Origin of the sequence: Pseudomonas syringae, assembly GCF_021605415.1 — a bacterium.
Lineage (GTDB): Bacteria > Pseudomonadota > Gammaproteobacteria > Pseudomonadales > Pseudomonadaceae > Aquipseudomonas > Aquipseudomonas syringae_S.
In genome coordinates, this window is sequence record NZ_WKEQ01000011.1 from 64,956 (window position 1) to 85,595 (window position 20,640).

The window sequence follows — 20,640 nt, forward strand, 5'->3', positions numbered from 1 at the left end:
GGTCAGTTCACCGAAATGGCGCAGTCAAAGGTTTCCACCGGCAGCACTTCCTGCGCCCACGGTTGTTGCGACGTCAGGCGCAAGCGCCCGGTGCCGGTGGCAAAGGCCTGAAAACGCCAGGTGGAAATCCCGGCCGCGCCGACCACGCCGGCATCTTCCGGATTGCTGTAGACCTCGGGGCTCAAGGCATGCAAGACGCCGCCGGCCGAGTCCTGGATGGCCCAGCGATAACCGGTGGTGGGGTTGCTGGGCAAGGTCAGGATCAGGGTTTGTCCGTTGACCAGTTTCACCGGGCACTCGCTCTGTTTTTCCACGGTCACGTTGTGCTTCGGTTGCGTGGCGCAGGCGGACAGCAAGGAAAGGGCGAGGGGGACAAACAGGCGGGTGAGGGACATAGGCTCAGCGGCTCCGGCATTCACGACGAACGGCGAGCATAACTGAAGATGACGGGGAGTGTGACAGTCTGCGCGATGGTGTTGTGTTGGCGGGCGCCATCGCTGGTAAGCCAGTTCCCACAGGTTCATCAGTGAACACACCATCGTGAACAGTGCAGAACGTGTGGGAGCTGGCTTGCCAGCGATAGCGATGCGACAGGCGCTACGAAACGATCAGAACAGCACCTTCGCCACATCCGCAAACCGCTTGGCGAAATGCACGGTAATGCCTTCCTTCAGATAGTCTGGCAATTCTTCGAAGTTGCCCCGGTTGGCTTCCGGCAGGATCAGTTCGAATATCTTCTGCCGCCGTGCGGCAATGACTTTCTCGCGTACCCCGCCAATCGGCAGCACATGCCCGGTCAGTGTCAGTTCACCGGTCATCGCCACGCCTTTTTTCGGCGGCTGGTTGCGGGCGAGCGAGAGCAGGGCGCTGGCCATGGTCACGCCGGCGCTCGGGCCGTCTTTGGGAGTGGCACCTTCCGGTACGTGCAGGTGGACAAAAGCTTCGTCGAAAAACTTCGCATCGCCGCCGAACTGCTTCAGATGCGAACTGACGTAGCTGTAGGCGATCTCCGCCGATTCCTTCATCACGTCGCCCAGTTGCCCGGTCAGTTTGAAGCCGCGATTGAGCGTGTGAATCCGCGTCGCTTCGATCGGCAGCGTGGCACCGCCCATGCTGGTCCAGGCCAGACCGGTGATCACGCCGGTGCCGGACAACACTTGCTCGTTGCGGAACACCGGATGACCGAGTGAGGCTTCGAGGTCTTTCGGGCCGATCTTGATCACGGCGTTGCCATCGTCGATCAGCTTCATCACCGCTTTGCGCACCAGTTTGCCCATCTGTTTTTCCAGCTGGCGCACGCCAGCTTCACGGGCATAGCCGTCGATCAAAGCTTTCAGGGCAGAGTCGCTGATGCTCAGGCTGCCTTTCGACACGCCAGCCTTTTCCAGCAGCTTGGGCCACAGGTGACGCTTGGCGATGGCGACTTTTTCTTCGGTGATGTAGCCCGACAGGCGAATCACTTCCATCCGGTCAAGCAACGGGCCGGGAATCGAATCCAGGGTGTTGGCGGTGCAGACGAACAGGACTTTCGACAAGTCCATGCGCAGGTCGAGGTAGTGGTCGAGAAACTCGACGTTCTGCTCCGGATCCAGGGTTTCCAGCAGCGCCGAGGCCGGGTCGCCCTGATAGCTCTGGCCCATCTTGTCGATCTCGTCGAGCATGATCACCGGGTTCATCACTTCGACGTCTTTCAACGCCTGCACGAGTTTGCCCGGCTGCGCGCCGATGTAGGTGCGGCGGTGACCCTTGATCTCGGCTTCGTCGCGCATGCCGCCGACGCTGAAGCGGTAGAACGGCCGGCCGAGGGATTCGGCGATGGATTTACCGACGCTGGTCTTGCCCACGCCCGGCGGGCCGACGAGCAAGACGATAGAGCCGCTGATCTCGCCTTTATAAGCACCGACCGCGAGGAATTCGAGGATGCGATCCTTGATGTCGTCGAGGCCTGCGTGGTGTTTATCGAGCACTTTGCGCGCGTGCTTGAGGTCGAGTTTGTCCTCGCCATAGACGCCCCATGGAACCGACGTCGCCCAGTCGAGGTAGTTGCGGGTGACCGCGTACTCCGGCGAACCGGTCTCAAGGATCGACAGCTTGTTCATTTCTTCGTCGAGGCGTTTCTGCACTTGGGCTGGCAGGGTTTTGCCTTCGAGGCGCTGTTCGAACTGTTCGAGGTCGGCGCTGCGGTCGTCCTTGGTCAGGCCGAGTTCCTGCTGGATGACTTTGAGCTGTTCCTTGAGGAAAAACTCACGCTGATGCTCACCGATCTTGCGGTTCACTTCTGCGGAGATTTCTTTCTGCAGGCGCGCGACTTCGACTTCCTTGCGCAGCATCGGCAGGACTTTTTCCATGCGCCTGAGCATCGGCACGCAGTCGAGCACGCCTTGCAGATCGGATCCGGTGGCGGAGGTCAACGCGGCGGCGAAGTCGGTCAGCGGCGATGGATCATTGGGGCTGAAGCGGTTGAGGTAGTTTTTCAGTTCTTCGCTGTACAGCGGGTTGAGCGGCAGCAGCTCCTTGATCGCGTTGATCAGCGCCATGCCGTAGGCCTTGACCTCGTCGGTCGGCTCGGTCGGCTGGTGCGGGTATTCGACTTCCACCAGATACGGCGGGCGATGGTGCTTGAGCCAGGTCTTGATGCGTACGCGGCTCAGGCCTTGGGCGACGAATTGCAATTTGCCGTTTTCGCGGCTGGCGTGGTGCACCTTGACCAGGGTGCCGTATTCGGGGAGTGCGTCAGTGTTGAAGTGGCGCGGGTCTTCCTGGGGCGTGTCCATGAAGAACAGGGCCAGGGAGTGGTGTTCGGATTTGCTCACCAGATCGAGGGTTTCGGCCCAGGGTTCTTCGTTGACGATGACCGGCAGGACTTGAGCCGGGAAGAACGGGCGGTTGTGGATCGGGATGATGTAGACCTTGTCCGGCAGGTTCTGGCCTGGGAGCGCCAGGCCTTTGCCGGGGGTGTGGTGTTCGATGTGGTCGGTTTCGGTGTAGTCGTCGGGGTTGTCAGGGAATTCTTGCTGGTCGCTCATGGGGCACCTGCGCAATGGGGTATGGGTCTTAGATGGGGCGGTGCTTGAGTGGTTTCAATGGGTAGGGTGTATATCCGTTTCTTGGGGGGGGGCGGATTATGGTTCCGCCCTTACGGCGGGTCACTTTTCCAGACGCCGAAAAAGTAACCAGAAAGGGTTGCCCCAACGTTCGGCCCGCTCGCTAAGGCTCGGGGTTCCTTCGCTCCGGGATCCCTCCACTCAGCCTGCCGAAGGGGCCAACAGATCAAAAGCTGCAGCCGAGCTAACGCTCATCCTGTTGAGTGGTGAGAAGCAAAAGCACGCTGCAGCTCCGATCCCTGTGGGAGCCTGGCTTGCCAGCGATGGCGGCCTGACAGCCGACCAATTTCTTCAGTTGTACCACCTCACCCTGTAGCTGCCGATGGCTGCGATCGTGTGATCTGTCTTTAGCTTTAGCTTTGGCTTTGGCTTTGGCTTTTGATCTGGCTTTTGATCTGGCTTTTGATCTGGCTTTTGATCTGGCTCTTGATCTTCGTCCCTTCGGCAGGCCGAGCGAAGGTGTCCATCCGGGGGTAGGCGCGCAGCGCCGTGCGGCGAAGCCGCACACATCGAGAGGAGGTGCAGCGAAGCAAACCGTAGGCGATGCCCCCGGATGGACACCGTAGCGAGGGAACACTGAGCCTAAGCGAAGTGCCGTACGCCGGGACGAAAGCCTTTTGCTTACTTTTCGGCGTTTGGAAAAGTGAGTCGCTGTAAGAGCGAAACCGCCAGCAGCCGTTACCGCAGAAACGGATATTCACACCAGCAGATCAAATCAAAAGATCGCAGCGTGCCGCAGCTCCTACACTGTGAGTCGCTGTAAGAGCGAAACCGCCAGCAGCCGTGACCGCAGCAACGGATATTCACACCAGCAAATCAAGATCAAAAGATCGCAGCGTGCCGCAGCGCCTACAGGTGGCACAAAAAAAGGCGACACCCTCGCGGGTGTCGCCTTTATTCAACTGCCGCTAATGTTTACTCGGACAGTTTGTACGCGATCACGTAGTCACCTTGTTTGGTGCCCAGGGAGCCGTGACCGCCTGCCACGACGAGCACGTATTGCTTGCCGTCCTTGCCGGTGTAGGTCATCGGTGTGGTTTGCGCACCTGCTGGCAGGCGGCCTTCCCACAGTTGCTTGCCGTTTTTCACGTCGTAGGCGCGCAGGTACTGGTCGAGGGTGCCGCTCAGGAAGGCAACGCCACCGGCAGTGGTGAAGGTGCCGCCCAGGCTAGGCACGCCCATGCTCAGCGGGATCGGAACCGGCGAGCTGTCGCGCACGGTGCCGTTTTTGTGCATCCAGATGGTTTTGTGAGTGGTCAGGTCGACTGCCGCCACGTAACCCCACGCTGGCGCCTGGCATGGCAAGCCCATTGGCGACAGCAGTGCTTCGAGGATCACGCCGTACGGCGCGCCTTTGTTTGGCTGGACGCCTTCGGTTTCGCTCTTGCGACCCGGGCCGCCTTCAACTTCGGCAGCCGGGACGAGTTTGGAGCGGAACGCCATGTAGCTCGGGTTAACGAAGGCCAATTGGCGAACCGGGTCAACCGAAATGCCGCCCCAGTCGAACACGCCGAAGTTGCCTGGATAAACGATCGAACCTTGCAGCGACGGCGGCGTGAACGGGCCGTCGTAGCGCAGGGATTTGAAGTCGATCCGGCACAGCATCTGATCAAACGGGGTGACGCCCCACATGTCGCGTTCTTTCAACGGTGGTGGCATGAAGTGCAGGTCGGATTTCGGTTGGGTCGGCGAAGTACGATCACCTTCCACCGCACCTTGCGGCACCGGGATTTCATTGATCGGCACGATGGCCTTGCCGGTGCTGCGATCCAGCACGTAGATGCTGCCTTGCTTGGTGGACGCGAGCACGGCCGGCTTCACGCCATCAGCGGTCTTGATGTCCATCACGGTCGGCTGGCCGCCCACGTCCATGTCCCACAGATCATGGTGCGTGAACTGGAAGTGCCAGCGCACCTGGCCGGTGGCGATGTCCAGGGCAGTCAGGCCGGCGGCGTGCATTTCCGATTCGGTGGTGCGTGCGCCACCGAACTGATCCGGGGTCTGGTTGCCCATCGGCAGGTAGAGCATGCCGAGTTTTTCGTCGACCGCGAACATCGACCACATATTGGGCGAGTTTCGGGTGTAGGTCTTGCCTTCGGCAATCGGCGTGGTGTCGTCCGGGTTGCCGCTGTCCCAGTTCCACACCAGCTTGCCGGTGTGCACGTCGAACGCGCGGATCACGCCGCTTGGCTCGTCGGTGGAAACGTTGTCGGTGACGTGACCGCCAATCACAACGAGGTCTTTGGTGACCGCTGGCGGCGAGGTGGAGTAGTAACCGCCGGCAGTGAAGCCGCCGATGTTGGTGCTCAGGTCGACCTGGCCTTTGTCGCCAAAGTCTTCGCACATCTTGCCAGTGTCGGCGTTGAGGGCGATCAGACGGGTGTCGGCGGTCGGCAGGAAGATCCGGCGCGGGCAGGCGCTGACCGGGGCTGGCGGGTTGGCGCTGCCGGTCGGGCTCTGCTCGGAGGCGTAGACCGCGTCGTCGTGGTACGACACGCCACGGCAGGTCATGTGCGCCCAGCCTTTGAAGTTGGCGGCTTTTTGCGTGCTCAGCTTCGGATCGAACCGCCAGATTTCCTTGCCCGAATCCGGATCAAGGGCAATCACCTGGCTGTGCGGCGTGCACACATAGAGCATACCGTTGACTTTCAGCGGGGTGTTTTCGGCGGTGGTTTCTCCAGGATCGCCCGGGCCGGGGATATCGCCGGTGCGGTAAGTCCAGGCCGGCACCAGTTTGCTCACGTTGGCCGGGGTGATCTGCGCCAAAGGCGAGTAACGGTCACCGTGGGCGCTGCGGCCGTAGGAATTCCAGTCACCGTCAGGCATGGCCGGGGCGGTGTTGGTCATGCCTTCGACGCTGTCGCGGTCCAGTTGGCCCTTGATTTCACCCGGGTTGGTGAACTGGCTGGCCAGCGCGGCAACGCCAGCGAGGATGACGGCCACGCTCAGTGCACGCGTGCCCATCGGTGCGGCGCCCGTCAGCAGCAGCGGACGACGGAACCACGGCAGCAGCATGACGATGCCGAGTGCGAACAACATGGCCAGACGCGGCACCAGTTGCCACCAGTCCAGACCGACTTCCCACAATGCCCACACGGTGCTGGCGAACAGCACCAGTGCGTACAGACCCAGGGCGGCCCGACGGGCCATCAGCAACAGGATGCCGGTGATCGTCAGGCCGATACCGGCCAGCAGGTAGTACAGCGAGCCGCCGAGCATGCTCAGCTTGATCCCCCCGGCCAGCATGGCCAGGCCCATCAGCAGTAGCACAATGCCGAGCAGGCTCGGTAGCAGACGGCTTCGACTCAAAGCACCTTCAGTGCTCATAGTTTGGTTCTCCGTGACGTTTCAAGTAATCCCACGCAGTAATCACTGTAGATGACGATCTGGCGCGGGCATGGTTCAGTTAAAAAGTGTTCGGGTGATTCGGTTCCTGTGGGAGCTGGCCTGCCAGTGATGGCGGTGTGCCAGGCGACTTCAATGTTGGACGTGAAATCGCTATCGGTGGCAAGCCAGTTCCCACAGGTTTTTGCGGTGTGGGTTAGAAGGACGACTGGATCTTGATCCCGCCGATCAGCGCGTCGTCGACCTTGTCCACACCGCCCGGGTGGCGGATGTATTGCAGGTTCGGGCGCACGGTCAGCCAATTCGTGACGTGTACGCCGTAATAGAGTTCTGCGCTGTATTCGGTGTCTTGCGGCGGCAGATAGGACGGGTCGTCGTAGTCATAGACGGCGCGGGCCTGATTGGTCGCTTCGGCGTTCTTGCGGTAGGCCGGATTGACGTGGACGCGGGCCAGCGCGAAACCGATGTCGTCCCTGGCGCGGGCGTCGAACAGGCCTTTGTAGACGACGCCGGCCTGGACATAGTTGTCGATCGCGTTGGTTTTCTTGTCGTGCATCGTGCCGTTGGCGAACACGCTCAAGCCGCGACTGTTGTCGCTGGCAACGCTGGTGATCTGCTGTTGCACGCCGAGCCACACGCCGTGTTTGCTCGACGCGCTGCGATAGGCTTCGCCGCTGAGCGCTGCCGGTTGGCCGTTCCGATCTTTATAAGCATCGGTGGCCTTGGCGTTGCTGTAGTAATAACCGGCGCGATATTCGCCCGGCAGGCCGTTGAGTGTTGGCGACCACACCAGTTCCACCGGCAACACCGCACCTTGGGTGCCGCTGCCGCTGAGTTTGAAGCCGTTGCCGCGATCGAGGTTGGACGGGTTCTGCTCATACGCACCAACCTGTGCATAAAGCTCAGGCGTCAGGTGATATTTGACGCGCATCGCCCACTGGCTGACCGGCCAGTTGTACCAGATGCCGCCGACCCAGTTACCCACTTGCGAGCCGCAGAACGCCAGGTTCTGGAAATCGCATGGGAAGGTGTTGAAGTCTTCGCCTTCGCCGAAACGGCCGACCTTGATGTCGAGTTTCTGGTCGAAGAATTTTTGCTGATACCACATCTGCGTCAGGCGTGTGGTCTGCCCACGGCCCCAGACTTCCTGCGCCGAGGTGAAGCCGCCGACGCGCGGATCGTTGATGCGGTCGTTGCTGATGTTGTTGCCGCTGCGTTTGGTGATCGTCAGTTGAAACTCGGCGTCGTCCCAGCCGAGGATCTTTTGCAGATCAAAATGCGTGCCGAAGCCGAACTGGTCGCTGTAGCGCGCGGTGCGATCGTGGTCGTAACCGCCGTGCAGATTGCTGCCCATCTCGCCGGTGTAATCGAGCTTGAAGTCGTAGCCTTTTTCCGCCAGTTCGCTACGGGTGCCGTTCCAGTCACCGAGCATCCACGGTGAGTCGTTGTCGAAGGCGGGAGCAGCGTTTGCACAGGTGGCGAGGCCGAGAGCGGTGCAGCCACCGAAAAGGCGCAAGGAAGAGATAGCGCTGTCTCGGAGTAACGGAAAATCGGGCATAAAAATGGCTTTCTTGATCTTTTTTCTGGGGATGAGTTGGCCGCTACGATATGACGCAGGCAGAAGCGATTCAGCGGACGAGCGGCAGGATAATGTTCTGTTACAAATAGAGAAAGCGCTTTTGCAGACATGCATTCTTTCGGAATCGGTAACAGTCGCCAAAATGTCGCATGTCACACCTGTGGGAGCTGCCGCAGCCCGAGCCTGCGGCAGCTCCTGCACGGGGCGCGATTTTTCGGTTTCACCTACATTTAAGTGAAGGCCTTCCACCTGATCATTCCCTCGGCTAAGGTGCGCGCCTTCCGCCGTTTTACTTTGCCCCAAGGCCTGCCATGACCGACCACAATCCCGATCCGCTGCACGGTGTCACCCTCGAACAGATCCTCACTGCGCTGGTGACTCATTACGAATGGTCGGGCCTGGCTGAGCGCGTCGATATCCGCTGCTTCAAAAGCGACCCAAGCATCAAGTCGAGCCTGACCTTTTTGCGCAAGACGCCGTGGGCGCGCGAGAAGGTCGAGCGCTTGTACGTCAAGTTGATGCGCACCAAGCGACCGGTCTGAGATGAACACTGTGGCGCGGCATCGTCTGATCTTTCTGGCCGCCGTGGTTGGTTGGGCCGGTCTGAGCATTCAGCTGTATCTGATTTTCCTGGCCCGCTTTAGTGTCGACGCCAGTCTGCTCGGTGGGCTGGTGAGTTTTTTCAGCTACTTCACTGTATTGACCAACACGCTGGTGGCGACGGTGCTGACCTGTGCCGTGACCGCGCGCGAATCCGCCGTACAGCGTTGGTTTCTGCGTCCCTCGGTGAGCAGCGCAATTGCCGTCAGCATCGCTGTGGTCGGCCTGGCATACAGTGTATTGCTGCGTCATCTGTGGCACCCGCAAGGCTGGCAATTCATCGCCGATGAGCTGTTGCACGACGTGATGCCGCTGGTGTTTCTTGGGTATTGGTGGTGGTGCGTGCCGAAAGGGACGTTGCGTCTCTGGCATTTGCCGCTGTGGCTGATTTACCCGGCGGTGTATTTCGCTTACGCCCTGCTGCGCGGGCACTTGCTGGGGGCGTATGCCTATCCATTCATCGACGTTGCCGCGCTGGGTTATCCACAGGTGTTTGCCAATGCCGGAGGGATATTGGTGGGGTTTGTGGTGATCGGGTTGGTAATGATCGCAACAGATCGCTGGCGCGCGACCCTGTAGGAGTGAGCCTGCTCGCGATAGCGGTATATCTGTCACCTTCAAAATGACTGACCCACCCCATCGCGAGCAGGCTCGCTGTGACAGGAAAAATTATTCGTCTTCTGAACCTTCCGCACGCCAGTAGCCTGCAGCCTTGACGAATTTATCGTCGAGCCCGTGCTCATCGAGCAGCACCCGGCGGATCTGCCGCGAAACCTTGCTCTCCGTCGCCACCCACGCATACAGATTGCCCTTGGGCACCTGCAATTGTTTGACGGTGGTCATCAAATTGTCCTTCCCGCCTTCGCGCAGCACCCAGATCACGTTGACCTGCGCGGCGCTCTCCAGCGCTTGTTGCTCCTTGCCGTTTTCCACTTCGACCACCACCAGTGCCTTGCGATTGGCCGCCAGGCCTTCGAGTCGACGAGCGATGGCGGGCAGGGCGGTTTCGTCGCCGATCAACAGGTAGCTGTCAAAGATATCCGGCACGATCATCGAGCCGCGCGGCCCGCCAATGTGCAGGAATTGCCCTGGCTCGGCTTGTTCCGCCCAAGTGGACGCTGGGCCGTCGCCGTGCAGGACGAAGTCGATGTCCAGTTCCAGCGTGTCGAGATCGTAGCGACGCGGGGTGTAGTCGCGCATTTCCGGCATCGGGCCGTTGTCCTTGCCGGCGCCAAGCACCAGGGTTTCGAGCGCAGCGACCTGTTCGGCATTCTGCGGGAATAGCAATTTGACGTGGTCATCGGTGCCGAGACTGACGAACCCGGCCAGTTCCGGCCCGCCCACCGTAATACGGCGCATGCGCGGCGTCAGGTCGACCACCCGCAGCACTTCGAGGCGGCGGCGTTTGATTTCGTGCATCACCCGGTGGATGCCTTGGGTATCAACGTCGGTCATTCAGAAATCTCCTGTGCAGACTGAAGGGCAGGGCCGTCGACAATGGCTTTGGCGGTGTCATTGAGCAGAGCGGCCACGCGGCGGATCTCTTCCGGGCTCCAGCGCCCGTGATGCATGTGTAAAGCGTGGCGCAGGTTGTGCACCGCCTCGTGAATTTCCGGCGGTCGATCCTGGCCGCGAAGCGAACGTTTGCTGACTTCGATACGCATGCGCACGCCATCGAGGGCCACCGCTTGTTCACTCAGGGATACTTTGCCTGCATCGGTCACGGCATAGCGTTTTTTGCCGCCCTCGGCGTCGCCTGAGATCAGCTCGCTTTCTTCCAGAAAGGTCAGCGTCGGGTAGATCACGCCAGGGCTGGGGCTGTAGGCGCCCTCGAACATGCCTTCGATCTGGCGGATCAGGTCATAGCCATGGCAGGGCTGTTCGGCAATCAACGCCAGCAGCAGCAGTTTCAAGTCGCCGGGCGCAAAAACCCGTGGGCCTCGCCCGCCGGGGCCGCGTCCGGGCCGTCTCTCGAAGCCGTCGCGGCTGTCGCCATGTTCACGGTGGGGGGAATGATGGTCTCTCATTTTTTCGTCTTCTCTCGTCGTGTTTAGATACAACTTAAGATATATCTTCTGACGAGAGCAAGGCCTTTTTGGCTGCCTCAGACGTCGGGTCGACGAGTGGAGGGTCGTGGCGGTCGTCGTCGCTGAGCGCAAGGCACCGCTTTTGACAATCGATCAACATGAATAAAGAAAGTTGTAACCTTGAAGTTAAAGTGATCGCTCTATTAATAAGCAAGATGATATGTTCGGTTTTCAAAGTCTGGTTTGAAAGGTTCTGATTGCTGTATGGTTTTTTCGCAACTGTATGTAAGAAGTAACTTACAGTTATTGAGTTGTTTTGGTGTTTTTTGTTCTTTTTTCTTTCCAGTCGTGGGTTGGATGAACTACGTGCTCATCGGAAGTTGCCTGCTTACTTTCTGAAGCAAACCCTTGATCATGTTCCGGCATTGAAAGTTGACAATATTGCCTGTGTTGAAAACGGGTGTTGTTGGAACTTTCAATCAATCGATCCTTCAAGAAAACAGGTACTGACCGATGCTCAAGAAATTCGCAATCGCCGCCCCGCTGGCTTTTCTGGCGCTGGGTTCCTCCATGGCCTTCGCTGCCGGTGAAGCGCGCCAATCCATCAGCCTTATCGCCCATGTACCGACTAACGGTTTCTATGTGGTGCCGACTGATGCTGACCTGGTCGACAAGGATCAGGACATGAGTTTCCTCCCGAACACCGGCAAGATGAAAGAAGTGAACGGCTTCTTCGATGTGCGCAACATCGACGGTTCGGTTCATGCGAGCCTGGAGGCGGCACCGAAACTGATCTCCGGCGCCAATAGCATTGATTTGCAAGTGATGTTCAACAACAAGGAACTGACCCTGACCCCACAAATGGTTGTGGGTGAAAGTGAGTCCAACGTGAACTATCGCGCGCCACTGAAAATCAGTGCGAAAGGTTCGTCGTTTGCGCCGGGCGATTATACCGGTGCCGTCACCATGACATTTGATGCGGTGCCACCGGTCATTACTCCTTGATCGCCTGATCAAGCGCTTCAGCGTCGACGTTCCCCGTCGCGTAACCCGGCGGACACCTCCAGCTGGCTAGTCCGCCGGATTTCAACTTGTCGAAATCAGAGTACGAGTTCATGTTCCCGATGACATCCATCGCGGCCGCGCTTGCGCTGTTGTTTTGTGCCAGCGCGGCGGCATCCGATCCCGCCGGTACGACACCGCGCAGTCTTCTGGCCCAGGCCAAAGGCCTGCCTGCGGATTTCGAGGAGCATTTCTTTGATGTGCCTCTGGCTGTTCGGGTGGAACTCGACCGCCAGCCGCTGGGCGAGGCGATGGTCGTGTTGTCCCGCGATGATCGCATCACCCTGCTCGAATTCACCGATACCAGCGAAAACCGTTTCGGCAGCGCCGAGAGGGAAAAATGGGCCGGTTACCTGAAACCGGGCGTACCGCTGGGCAACTGCTCCGGCTCGTGTCCGGACGGTGTGTTGGCCGTGCACTACAACCTGGAAAACTCGCTGGTCTCGATCCTCACGCAAAATGCCGAGCGGGACCTTGAAGCCAAGCGTTATTACGATCAACCCGAAGGCGGCAGCCACGGCTTGATGGTGCGTAATCAGCTCAATCTCAACGGCGGCCAGGATCAGGATCTGGGCGGGCGCTTCGGGTTGGAAGCGAGCGGCAGCCTGGGTAACTGGAGTCAGGCGTTGAACCTGCAAGTGGCGCGCCTCGGCGGCCCGGACGACAAGCTCTATCACGCAGTTCATGAGCTTTACACCCAGCGCGAACTGCGAGGCAATTTCTTTCGCCTGGGCTACTTCACTCCCACTTCCGAAGGGCTGACCCGCCAGCCGCGCACGTTCGGCACCAGTCCCGACACGGCGGTCGGCGTCATGGCCGGCAGTTCCGACAGCCTGGCCATCAACAGCGCGATGCCCAGTGTTTATCCGATTTACGTCACGGCCAACCGGCAAGGGTCGGTAGAGATTTATCGCGAAGGTTTACTGATCAACACTCAATCAGTGCCCGCCGGTTTGCAGACCCTTGATACCCGGCCATTGCCCGGCGGGATCTATGAAGTGGAAGTGCGCCTGATCGAAGATGGACAGATCACCTCCACCACTCAGGAGCTGGTGTACAAGCCCAGCAACTGGCGCAATCTCGATGACCGCTGGCGATATAACGTGTTCGCCGGTGAAGAGAGCAAGCTGCTCAGTAACTGGGATCAGCAGTCCAGCGGCAGCCCGACGGCAGGCGCCTCGGTGAACTACCTGATGCACCCGCGTGTGATCCTGGGCCTGTCCGCCCGGCAGATCCGCGAAAAGCTGCAATACGGCACGTCCATCGACTGGACGCTGGCCAACCACATCAGCCTGTTCGCCAATGTTTATCAAACCCGCGATCACGGTACCGGCCTGGATCTGCAAAGCCTTTATAGCTATGGCGCCGGTAGCCTTGTACTCAGCCATACCCGCAGCTGGCTTGATACCACTGACACTTACGACACATTGCCGGATGGCACGCGGGTGCGGCAACGCAATGTGTTTATCGGCCAGACGAGCAACTCTTCGCTGGCGCTCAATCACCGTATCACCAGCAAAAGCTCGATCAATGCGCGGGTGTCCCACAGCGAAGGCAACGTCGAAGGCATGGGCGTCGATCTCGGCTGGAACCAGCGCACCACGGTATTTGGCAGCGATGGCAACTGGCGCTTGTCGTTGTTCGACCGGCCCGGCAGTTACAGCAGTGGCGATGCGCGCAATCGCGGCGTTGATTTGAGCATCAACATTGCCTTGGGGGCTCCCGGCGAGCAGTTGACCGGCAGCATCGGCTCGCGCACCGACCGCGACGGCGGCCGTGACAACAACGCCTCCCTCGGCTGGCGCAAAAACCTCACGGATCACGTGCTGCAAAACGTTTCGGTGACGGCGTTGACCGACACCTATGGCTTCGGCCTGTCGAGCCTGGCCAATTTCCGCACCGATGCGGTTAATGGCGACGGATTCGTCCAGCGCTCGTCCTACAACGGCAACCTTACCGGTGGCCTGAACCTGGACAGCACACTGGTGGTCGGCGGCGAAAAGATGCTGATGACCAGCCAGCATGAAATGCGTGGCGCCGGCATGATCGTCGATGTCGAGTCCGATATCGAGAACATTGCCTTGCGCGCTGACGACTTCAGCGGTGGCAGCGCGGCACTGAAGCCGGGGCGTAATTTCATTCCGATCACGGCGTATCAAAACAGCTCGGTGAGTTTCGACTTTGAAGGCAACAACGTCCCGGCCGCCACCATCGCACCGGCCCGAACCCGCTACCACTTGAACAAGGGCGGCGTGGAGTATCGCAAGATCCGCGTGATGAAAACCCTGACCGTGCTCGGCCGTCTGGTCGATGCTCAAGGCCTGCCGCTCAAGGGCCATCACGTGATCAATCACGCCAGTCGCGGGGTAACCGAAGTCGACGGGTTCTTCTCGATGGAGATGAACGCCGGCTCACCGACGCTGGAAGTGCGTCAGGGCAATCAGTTGCTGTGCCAGTTCCGTCTCGAAGCGGATCGCCATCGCAGTGAAAACAACGTGTTGATGATCGGTGACCTGCGTTGTACGCCGGACACGCTGGCCGACGTCACGTCCACCGAACAGAAGGCGGGTTGAGCATGAAGAAATCCACAGCGTTGCTAGGGTTGCTGACGTTGATGAGCATGACCTCGGCACAAGCGGCGAGCCGCGAAATCCGGGCGTTGTTCCAGCCCGATCCTGCACAGCCCCACAAAAACGTATTCATCAACAAGACACCGAACAGCGGTTATTGCGCAGATCTGCCGGCCGAGTGCACGGAGAACGGCATGTTCAGCATCCAGCTACCGCTGCGCTTTGATTCCAGTGGCGAAATCGCGCCCGGTGACAGCATCGCGATGAAAGTGCCGGCCAACTGGCGGCAATTGACGGTCACCAACAGCGAGACCCAGGAAGCGGAAACCGTTGAGGTGCGCATTATCGGCTTCGGCTCTAAATACGTTTTGAGCCACAACGCCGCCGATCTGGTCGGGGTGACGGATCCGCTCGAAGGTCACCGAAAACTGTGGACGAGCAACAGCTGGGTTTATGCACCTGCGCCCTGTCGATACAGCGGTGTGGGCGTATTCGGCGACAACTTTTATCGTTTTTTCTGGAAGTCGCCGGTGGAAGCGCAATGCGCGAAAGAAGCCGCTTTCAAAATCCCGCGCATGGCTTTCGATACGCTGGATTTTGCCTACGAATTGCGCACACCCAATCCGTTGGCGATGTCATCGGGTCTATACACCGGGTCGTTGTTGTACACCATCGGACCGGGTATGGATTTCGATATGGGGTCGCAGATGCAGCCGAATGACTCCCAGTTGATGCTCGACTTTGTGCTGGACGTTCAACACACCTTGAAAATCACCTTGCCACCGGGCGGCGACAAGGTTGCCCTGGAACCTGAGGGCGGCTGGCAGCAATGGATCAATGGCGGTCGCAAGCCGGCCCGGATCTACCGCGACCAAATGTTCTATGTCTCGGCCTCGTCGCGATTCAAGGTGATGATGCAGTGCCAAAACTCCAACGGCGGCGAGCGCTGCAAGATGTATGGCGCCGGCGGCAACTCCACGGATGTGCGCACCTACCTCACCTTGCCGGCGGGCCTGACCAATGAAAGCGGTGGGCCGGTCAACCGGTATCCGTTGCGGCATAACACCTGGAGCATGCCGTTTCAGCCGACTCAATATCTGGATCGCAAGGCCGGTGTCCTGCATTTCGATATCCCCGGCGATGCCATCAATAACCTGCTCAAACCCGGGGTCAGCGGTGTGATGTCCACCAATATCACCATCATCTGGGACTCGGAAGTTTGAATCGCCGGGATCAGCCATCTGCATTTTTCTGGGAGTCGAAATCGATGAAACGTGGTTTTTTTCCGTGGGTATTCGCAGCGATGTGCGGTGTGGCGCAAGCAGGGCCGCAAATCAACGTCGGCGCGGTGTACGACTACCTCGATGCGGATAAAAGCACCTACCTGAAACGGGTGTTCAACAGCGGTGACAGTACCGCTTTCGTCAAGGTCAATGTGCTGGAAATCGTTTACGACGCCGAGGGCAAGCCGCAGGAAGTGCCGGTGCAGACGGCCGCCGATGGCGCCTCGCGCAACGGCGTGATGGCAAGCCCGGCGCGCTTGATCGTCCCCGCGAAAGGCATGCAGGGCACGCGTCTGTTGTACATGGGCGAGCGTGACCGCGAGCGCTATTTTCGCGTGCGTTTCGTGCCGGTGGTGCCGGAGAAGGAAGACGAGTTCATCGTCAGCCAGGAGGAGCGCGAGGACTACAAGAAGACATTGTCGGCGGGGGTCAACGTAATGACCGGGTTCGGCACAATTTTCTTCGTGCGGCCAAAAGATGCCCGATTCGCCACGGTTATCGAAGACACCGCCGAGCGATACGAGCTGCGCAATGATGGCAACACCGTGGTGATCGTCGATGAGTTCCGTAGCTGCTCGCTGACCAAGGAAACCGATTGCGGGCCGACCACCAAACATCATGTGCTGGCGGGTAAGCGTTTTGCTTTTGACAAGGAAAAGGGGCGCGAATACCGGTTCATGCTGGTGGAAGGCGCGACGAAGACGAACCTCAAAGTGGTGAGCCGCTGATGGCCGCTTTCAATGCAAGTGACAGGTAACGAACATGATCAAGCACAGCGCCGGTTTTGTGGTAGCAGCCATTAGCGCCTTGATAAGCGGCTTGGCCGGGGCGGCTCGAGAGGAACATACCTTTGAAGTGTCCCTGACCATCCCGGGCCGCGCGTTTTTCATCGTGCCGGCTGAGCCAGGCTGGATTCACCAGGCTCAACGCCTGCATTGGGATTACCCCACTTCTCGCCTGAGCAGCGTGCGCAAGTATTTCGATGTGCGGCACGACACCAGTGCCATTGAGGCGCGGCTGGAAAGTGCGGCTTATCTCTCTAATGGCCGGCAAAGCGATGACATTCCATTGCGGGTCAGCTTCAACGGTGTCGAGTTGAGTCCGGACATGATCCCCCGGCAGGTGGTCACCGCCGAGGATGCCGCAGCAGGCACGCGGGTGCTGCTTGATATCGAACCGCAGCAGCCCGTCAACGGTTACCGCGCCGGAGATTACCGCGGCAACGTGATGTTGCTGTTCAACGCCAAGGCCCCGGGCGCCTGAGATCGCTCAATGGGGCCGAGATGCCTGCGACGCGGTGCTGGCCACTTGTGCCGGTTCAGCCGGACGGCATTGCGAGTCACTGCCCGGTTGCAAATACGGCGTGAGAATCGGCGCCATGCCTTTGAGCACTTGCACGGGCAGCGCCGAGGTGAACTTGAAGTTCTCCGCCGAGGCGCCGGGCACGAACGCGGTGAGCGTGCCGAAATGGTTGTCGCCGATGAAGAACACGAACGTCGCCGTGCGGTTGATTGATTTCGAGCTGAGAATCCGTCCGCCGGAACCGAAGGCTGCGATGCGGTTGTCGCCGGTCCCGGTCTTGCCGCCCATGGCCAGAGGGCTGCCATCGGCCAGTTTGAAACTGCCGGACACCCGTTTGGCCGTACCGGCATCCACCACTTGCGAAAGCGCTTCGCGCATGGCCGTCGCGACTTCAGATGGCATCACTCGCTTGCCCACGTGCGGATCGTTGACCACGCGGGTTTCGTAAGGTGTGCCGGTGGCGAAATGCAGACTGTCGATGCGCAAGGTCGGCATGCGCACACCATCGTTGAGAATGGTGCCGATCAGTTCCGCCAGCGCCGCCGGACGATCGCCGGAACTGCCGATGGCGGTGGCCAGCGACGGTACGAGGTGATCGAACGGGTAACCGACTTTTTGCCAGCGCTGATGAATGTCGAGAAACGCTTCGATCTCCAGCATGGTGCGGATCCGGCTGTCGCGAGCGCCCTTGTGCCTGCTCTTGAACAGCCAGCTGTAGACTTCCTGACGCTCGAAATGGCTGGCCTTGACGATCTCGCCGAGGGTGGCGTCCGGGTGATTCAACAGATAGCCCATCATCCAGAGATCCAGTGGATGCACTTTGGCGATGAAGCCTTGATCCGGCAGGTCATAGGTGCCCGGGCCGTAGGCGAGGTAAAGCCGTTCAAGGCGTTCATCGGTGAGTTTTTCGTTGAGCTTGGCGCCTTTCAGGTGTGCCCGCACGAAGGTGTTGAATTCGGCCTGTTCGGCATGCGGAAACAGATAACGATGCACGGCGGCCATGCGGATCGGCGTCGGCCGCATGCTGTCGAGAAAGGTTTCCAGACGCGCCTGGGTGTTCTTGTTTTTGTATTTTTTCCAGAACTTGAGCTGGAACGTCGTGCCTTCGCGGTCGGCAAATGACGCCAGGTATTCCTGACGCCGTGGGTCGCGATCGTCCTTGAGCAGTTCGGCGCTGTTGTTCGGCCCGGAATAGGTGGTATAGCGCACCAGATCGCGCATCAGCCGAATGAACGGCAGGTTGATCGATTCGCGTAACGCATCGCGCAGGGTCGGTATGCGTCCGTTGTCTTCCTTGCGGAAGTTGTGGAACGTGTGCAGGCCGCCACCGGTGAAAAACGCCTCGCCGGGGCTGGCCGAGTATTTGCGATCCAGAGCGGCGCCAAGCAGGGTTTGCAAGTTGCGATCCTTGTTCTGGATCAGGTAATCGACGACCCAGCGGCTCAGTCGATCTTGATCCGGGACATCGACTTTCTTCAGCTCCGGTACGGACAGGCCGGCGTACTTGTCGTGCAACTCGGAAATGATCTGCAGGTACGTGGTCATCACGCGCATCTTCGCCGTTGAGCCCAATTCCAGCTTGCTGCCTTCGTTGATGTCGAACGGCTGATCGGTGCTGTCGGTCTGCACCCGCACCCGTGAGCCGTCCGGCGTCAGTTCGAACAGCGTAAAGCTGTAGCGCACTTGTGTGGTGCTGGTGGGGGTCAACAGGCGTTCGCCAAGCAAGCCGATCTGCGCGGCGAAGGCCGGGTCGGCGAGTTTTTTCAGGTACTCGGTGGCCTGGGTTTGCAGTTCGCCTTGCAAGGTGCTGGTGGCGGAGAGGTCGAGGCGGTCGAGGTCGTACAGCGGGCGATTGAGCATGGACGCCAGACGGGTGCGGGCGGCACTGATGCCCTTATTGGTTTCAATAGGCTGGATAGTCGGTTGAGTCTGCCAATCGCGATAACTGATGTTGCTGGCCAGTGCCGCATCGGCCAAGGCAGCGTCGATCACGCCGTTCTTTTTGAGCACGCGCAAGTGGCTGTCGGTGAGGTCGATGAGTTCTTCACGGCCCTTGTTGAGATAGTGGGAAGGGCGGCGCTGGGCAATCATCAATGAGAGCATTTCACGCAGGGCCAGGCCTTTGGCGGCCATGGTTTTTGCATCCGTCGCCGGGCTCGACAGTGCTTCGTTGGCCTTGTTGAAATCGGCGCCGTACCAGACGCGCAGACCTTCGGCCATGCCATGCACTTCACCGTGCCCGGGCACCGCCGACAATGGCACGCTGTTGAGGTAGTCGCGAACGATGTTCTGCCGCGCCACCAGGGTTTGCGGGCCGGCCTGATAGGCACGCACGCTGGCTGAAATCATCTGGCGAATCTTTTCTGCGCCGGACACCGTCAGACCCTCCGGCGAGTGCCGATACTTTTCAAGTTGCGTCGCTAATGTGCTGCCGCCGGCGGATTGACCGGGCAGGTGCAGCAACTTTGCCACTTGTGAATAGGCGGCCATGCCAAAGCGCGGCCAGTCGACCGCCGGGTTGGCCAGTGGCTGTTTGGGGTCGAGCAGAAAGCGGTTTTCGATAAACAGCAGGCTGCTGACCACCACCGGCGGAATGGCGGCAAAACTCGCATATAACTGTTGCGGGTATTTGTACTGATAGAGCGGGGCGGCGCGGCAGTCAGTGATCGTCAGGCCGGCCTGGATTTTCTCGGCGTACGGCACGAACAGACCCTTGTCGCTGTAACCCATCAAGGCCGGGGAGAATCGGGTCTGCTCGCTGATCACGTAATCGCGCTTGAGCAGACGCGGCAAGAATTCATCCATAGCGCTGTAGCCCAGACGCAGATCGAACGGGCCATTGCCGGGATAGCGGATCGCCTCGCTGGGGCCTGGTTGCAGTTCATAAGTCAGGGACGCCGCGTACTTGCTCGCTTCACGAGACTGAAAACGTGAAGTGCGCATTTCTTTGCTCGCCGCCAATCCCACCACAATCGCAATGATCAACACCAGCAACCAGAAGGCCTTCCAGCCATGCCGGTTGCGACGGGGTTTTTCAGGTGAAGGCGCTTCATCCATACGTTCAGTCGGAACCACGGTTTTACTCGAATCGGTTTGCCACAAAGCGCCCATAGTCGACTGATCCATTCACGCAGATTGATCGGACTTGTCTGAAGCTTAGACGGTGGTTGGCACTGGTGAAAAAATTGTGGCGCTTAACTGACGGCTAATCATCTGAAAAAACAGAAGTAAACATTGAGCTCTGGTGGCAGGAGAGTGCCTTCGGTTGCTGGCGCAGCGTTCGTTGATTCCGTTGGTGCGGCGAGTCAGGTGGTCAGGATTTGCCGGTTTTGGCAGTGCTTCACGCAACGGGGGCAAGCCCCTCGCTCACAGGCAAGCCCGCTTATCACCTGCACGTTCTATCACCACAGACATTTCGCCGTATATGTTCTCGACGCCCCGGTGTAGAGCCTTCGCACGATCATCGCCATCGGCGCTGGGGCATGACGCTGCACCAATGCTGTGCAATACTCGCGCGCCAATTTTCCCGTGAGTTTTCGGCTGGTAGCCAGGTGTTGTCATGGGTCATGCCGTTGATTCACGAGAATTAGTGCTGAATGCTTTTGTTTATAGAGTGAAAAATCCCGCGAAAGCCTTTTTATACTGAACGCCCCGCTGATCGTGCAGCTTGTCCTGCACGACGCGTTTGCCCACGAAGCAGGCGCGGTGACGGGAGGCGAAGGCTTATCGGTCGACGCCTCGACACTCTGTGGTCATATCCAATAACAA

At 59.4% G+C, this 20,640-nt stretch carries 14 protein-coding genes; 7 read left to right on the plus strand and 7 right to left on the minus strand.

Going from position 1 to position 20,640, the window contains the following annotated elements; genetic code table 11:
* Positions 1-2: 2 nt before the first annotated feature.
* The 4 genes from GIW69_RS10360 to GIW69_RS10375 form a co-directional block, all read right to left on the minus strand.
* Positions 3-395, minus strand: a complete 393-nt coding sequence (locus GIW69_RS10360) for a protease inhibitor I42 family protein (RefSeq protein WP_236482286.1) — start codon at positions 393-395, stop codon at positions 3-5.
* A 213-nt stretch (positions 396-608) separates the two neighbouring features.
* The gene (lon, locus tag GIW69_RS10365) at positions 609-3,026 is read right to left on the minus strand and encodes an endopeptidase La (RefSeq protein ID WP_236482288.1); all 2,418 of its coding nucleotides are present in this window, start codon (positions 3,024-3,026) and stop codon (positions 609-611) included.
* Positions 3,027-4,019: 993 nt separating this feature from the next.
* Positions 4,020-6,431 (minus strand): glucose/quinate/shikimate family membrane-bound PQQ-dependent dehydrogenase, encoded by a 2,412-nt coding sequence (locus GIW69_RS10370; RefSeq protein ID WP_236482289.1) that lies wholly within the window; start codon positions 6,429-6,431, stop codon positions 4,020-4,022.
* Between the two features lie 214 nt (positions 6,432-6,645).
* A complete protein-coding gene (locus tag GIW69_RS10375; protein ID WP_236482291.1) occupies positions 6,646-8,007 on the minus strand; it encodes a carbohydrate porin in 1,362 nt (453 codons plus the stop codon).
* A 332-nt stretch (positions 8,008-8,339) separates the two neighbouring features.
* Here GIW69_RS10375 and GIW69_RS10380 point away from each other — a divergent pair, with 332 nt between their 5' ends.
* Together GIW69_RS10380 and GIW69_RS10385 are read left to right on the plus strand one after the other, a co-directional pair.
* Entirely contained in the window at positions 8,340-8,570 is a 231-nt protein-coding gene (locus tag GIW69_RS10380; RefSeq protein WP_236482293.1) for a VF530 family protein, read from the plus strand.
* A 1-nt stretch (position 8,571) separates the two neighbouring features.
* Positions 8,572-9,207 carry a Pr6Pr family membrane protein gene (locus tag GIW69_RS10385; RefSeq protein ID WP_236482295.1) on the plus strand — a complete coding sequence of 212 codons (636 nt, stop codon included), beginning with the start codon at positions 8,572-8,574 and terminating at the stop codon, positions 9,205-9,207.
* A 90-nt stretch (positions 9,208-9,297) separates the two neighbouring features.
* Here the strand turns inward: GIW69_RS10385 and GIW69_RS10390 are convergent, their stop codons facing one another.
* Together GIW69_RS10390 and GIW69_RS10395 are read right to left on the minus strand one after the other, a co-directional pair.
* A complete protein-coding gene (locus GIW69_RS10390) occupies positions 9,298-10,083 on the minus strand; it encodes a siderophore-interacting protein (RefSeq protein WP_236482297.1) in 786 nt (261 codons plus the stop codon).
* The gene (locus tag GIW69_RS10395; protein WP_236482299.1) at positions 10,080-10,655 is read right to left on the minus strand and encodes a PadR family transcriptional regulator; all 576 of its coding nucleotides are present in this window, start codon (positions 10,653-10,655) and stop codon (positions 10,080-10,082) included. Before GIW69_RS10395 ends, GIW69_RS10390 begins: the two co-directional genes overlap by 4 nt.
* A gap of 513 nt (positions 10,656-11,168) precedes the next feature.
* Between GIW69_RS10395 and GIW69_RS10400 the strand changes: the two genes are divergently transcribed.
* The 5 genes from GIW69_RS10400 to GIW69_RS10420 all read left to right on the plus strand — a co-directional run bounded on the left by GIW69_RS10400 (position 11,169) and on the right by GIW69_RS10420 (position 16,833).
* Positions 11,169-11,660 (plus strand): CS1 type fimbrial major subunit, encoded by a 492-nt coding sequence (locus tag GIW69_RS10400; protein WP_236482301.1) that lies wholly within the window; start codon positions 11,169-11,171, stop codon positions 11,658-11,660.
* Positions 11,661-11,770: 110 nt separating this feature from the next.
* Entirely contained in the window at positions 11,771-14,290 is a 2,520-nt protein-coding gene (locus tag GIW69_RS10405) for a CS1-pili formation C-terminal domain-containing protein (protein ID WP_236482402.1), read from the plus strand.
* 2 nt (positions 14,291-14,292) lie between these two features.
* Complete coding sequence (locus GIW69_RS10410) at positions 14,293-15,510, plus strand: hypothetical protein (protein WP_236482302.1); 1,218 nt, start codon at positions 14,293-14,295, stop codon at positions 15,508-15,510.
* Positions 15,511-15,554: 44 nt separating this feature from the next.
* Positions 15,555-16,298, plus strand: a complete 744-nt coding sequence (locus GIW69_RS10415; protein WP_236482304.1) for a molecular chaperone — start codon at positions 15,555-15,557, stop codon at positions 16,296-16,298.
* A 34-nt stretch (positions 16,299-16,332) separates the two neighbouring features.
* Positions 16,333-16,833, plus strand: coding sequence for a CS1 type fimbrial major subunit (locus GIW69_RS10420; protein WP_236482306.1), 501 nt, complete (start codon positions 16,333-16,335; stop codon positions 16,831-16,833).
* 6 nt (positions 16,834-16,839) lie between these two features.
* Here GIW69_RS10420 and GIW69_RS10425 read toward each other — a convergent pair whose 3' ends face one another.
* Entirely contained in the window at positions 16,840-19,983 is a 3,144-nt protein-coding gene (locus GIW69_RS10425; RefSeq protein ID WP_236482308.1) for a transglycosylase domain-containing protein, read from the minus strand.
* Positions 19,984-20,640 lie beyond the last annotated feature (657 nt).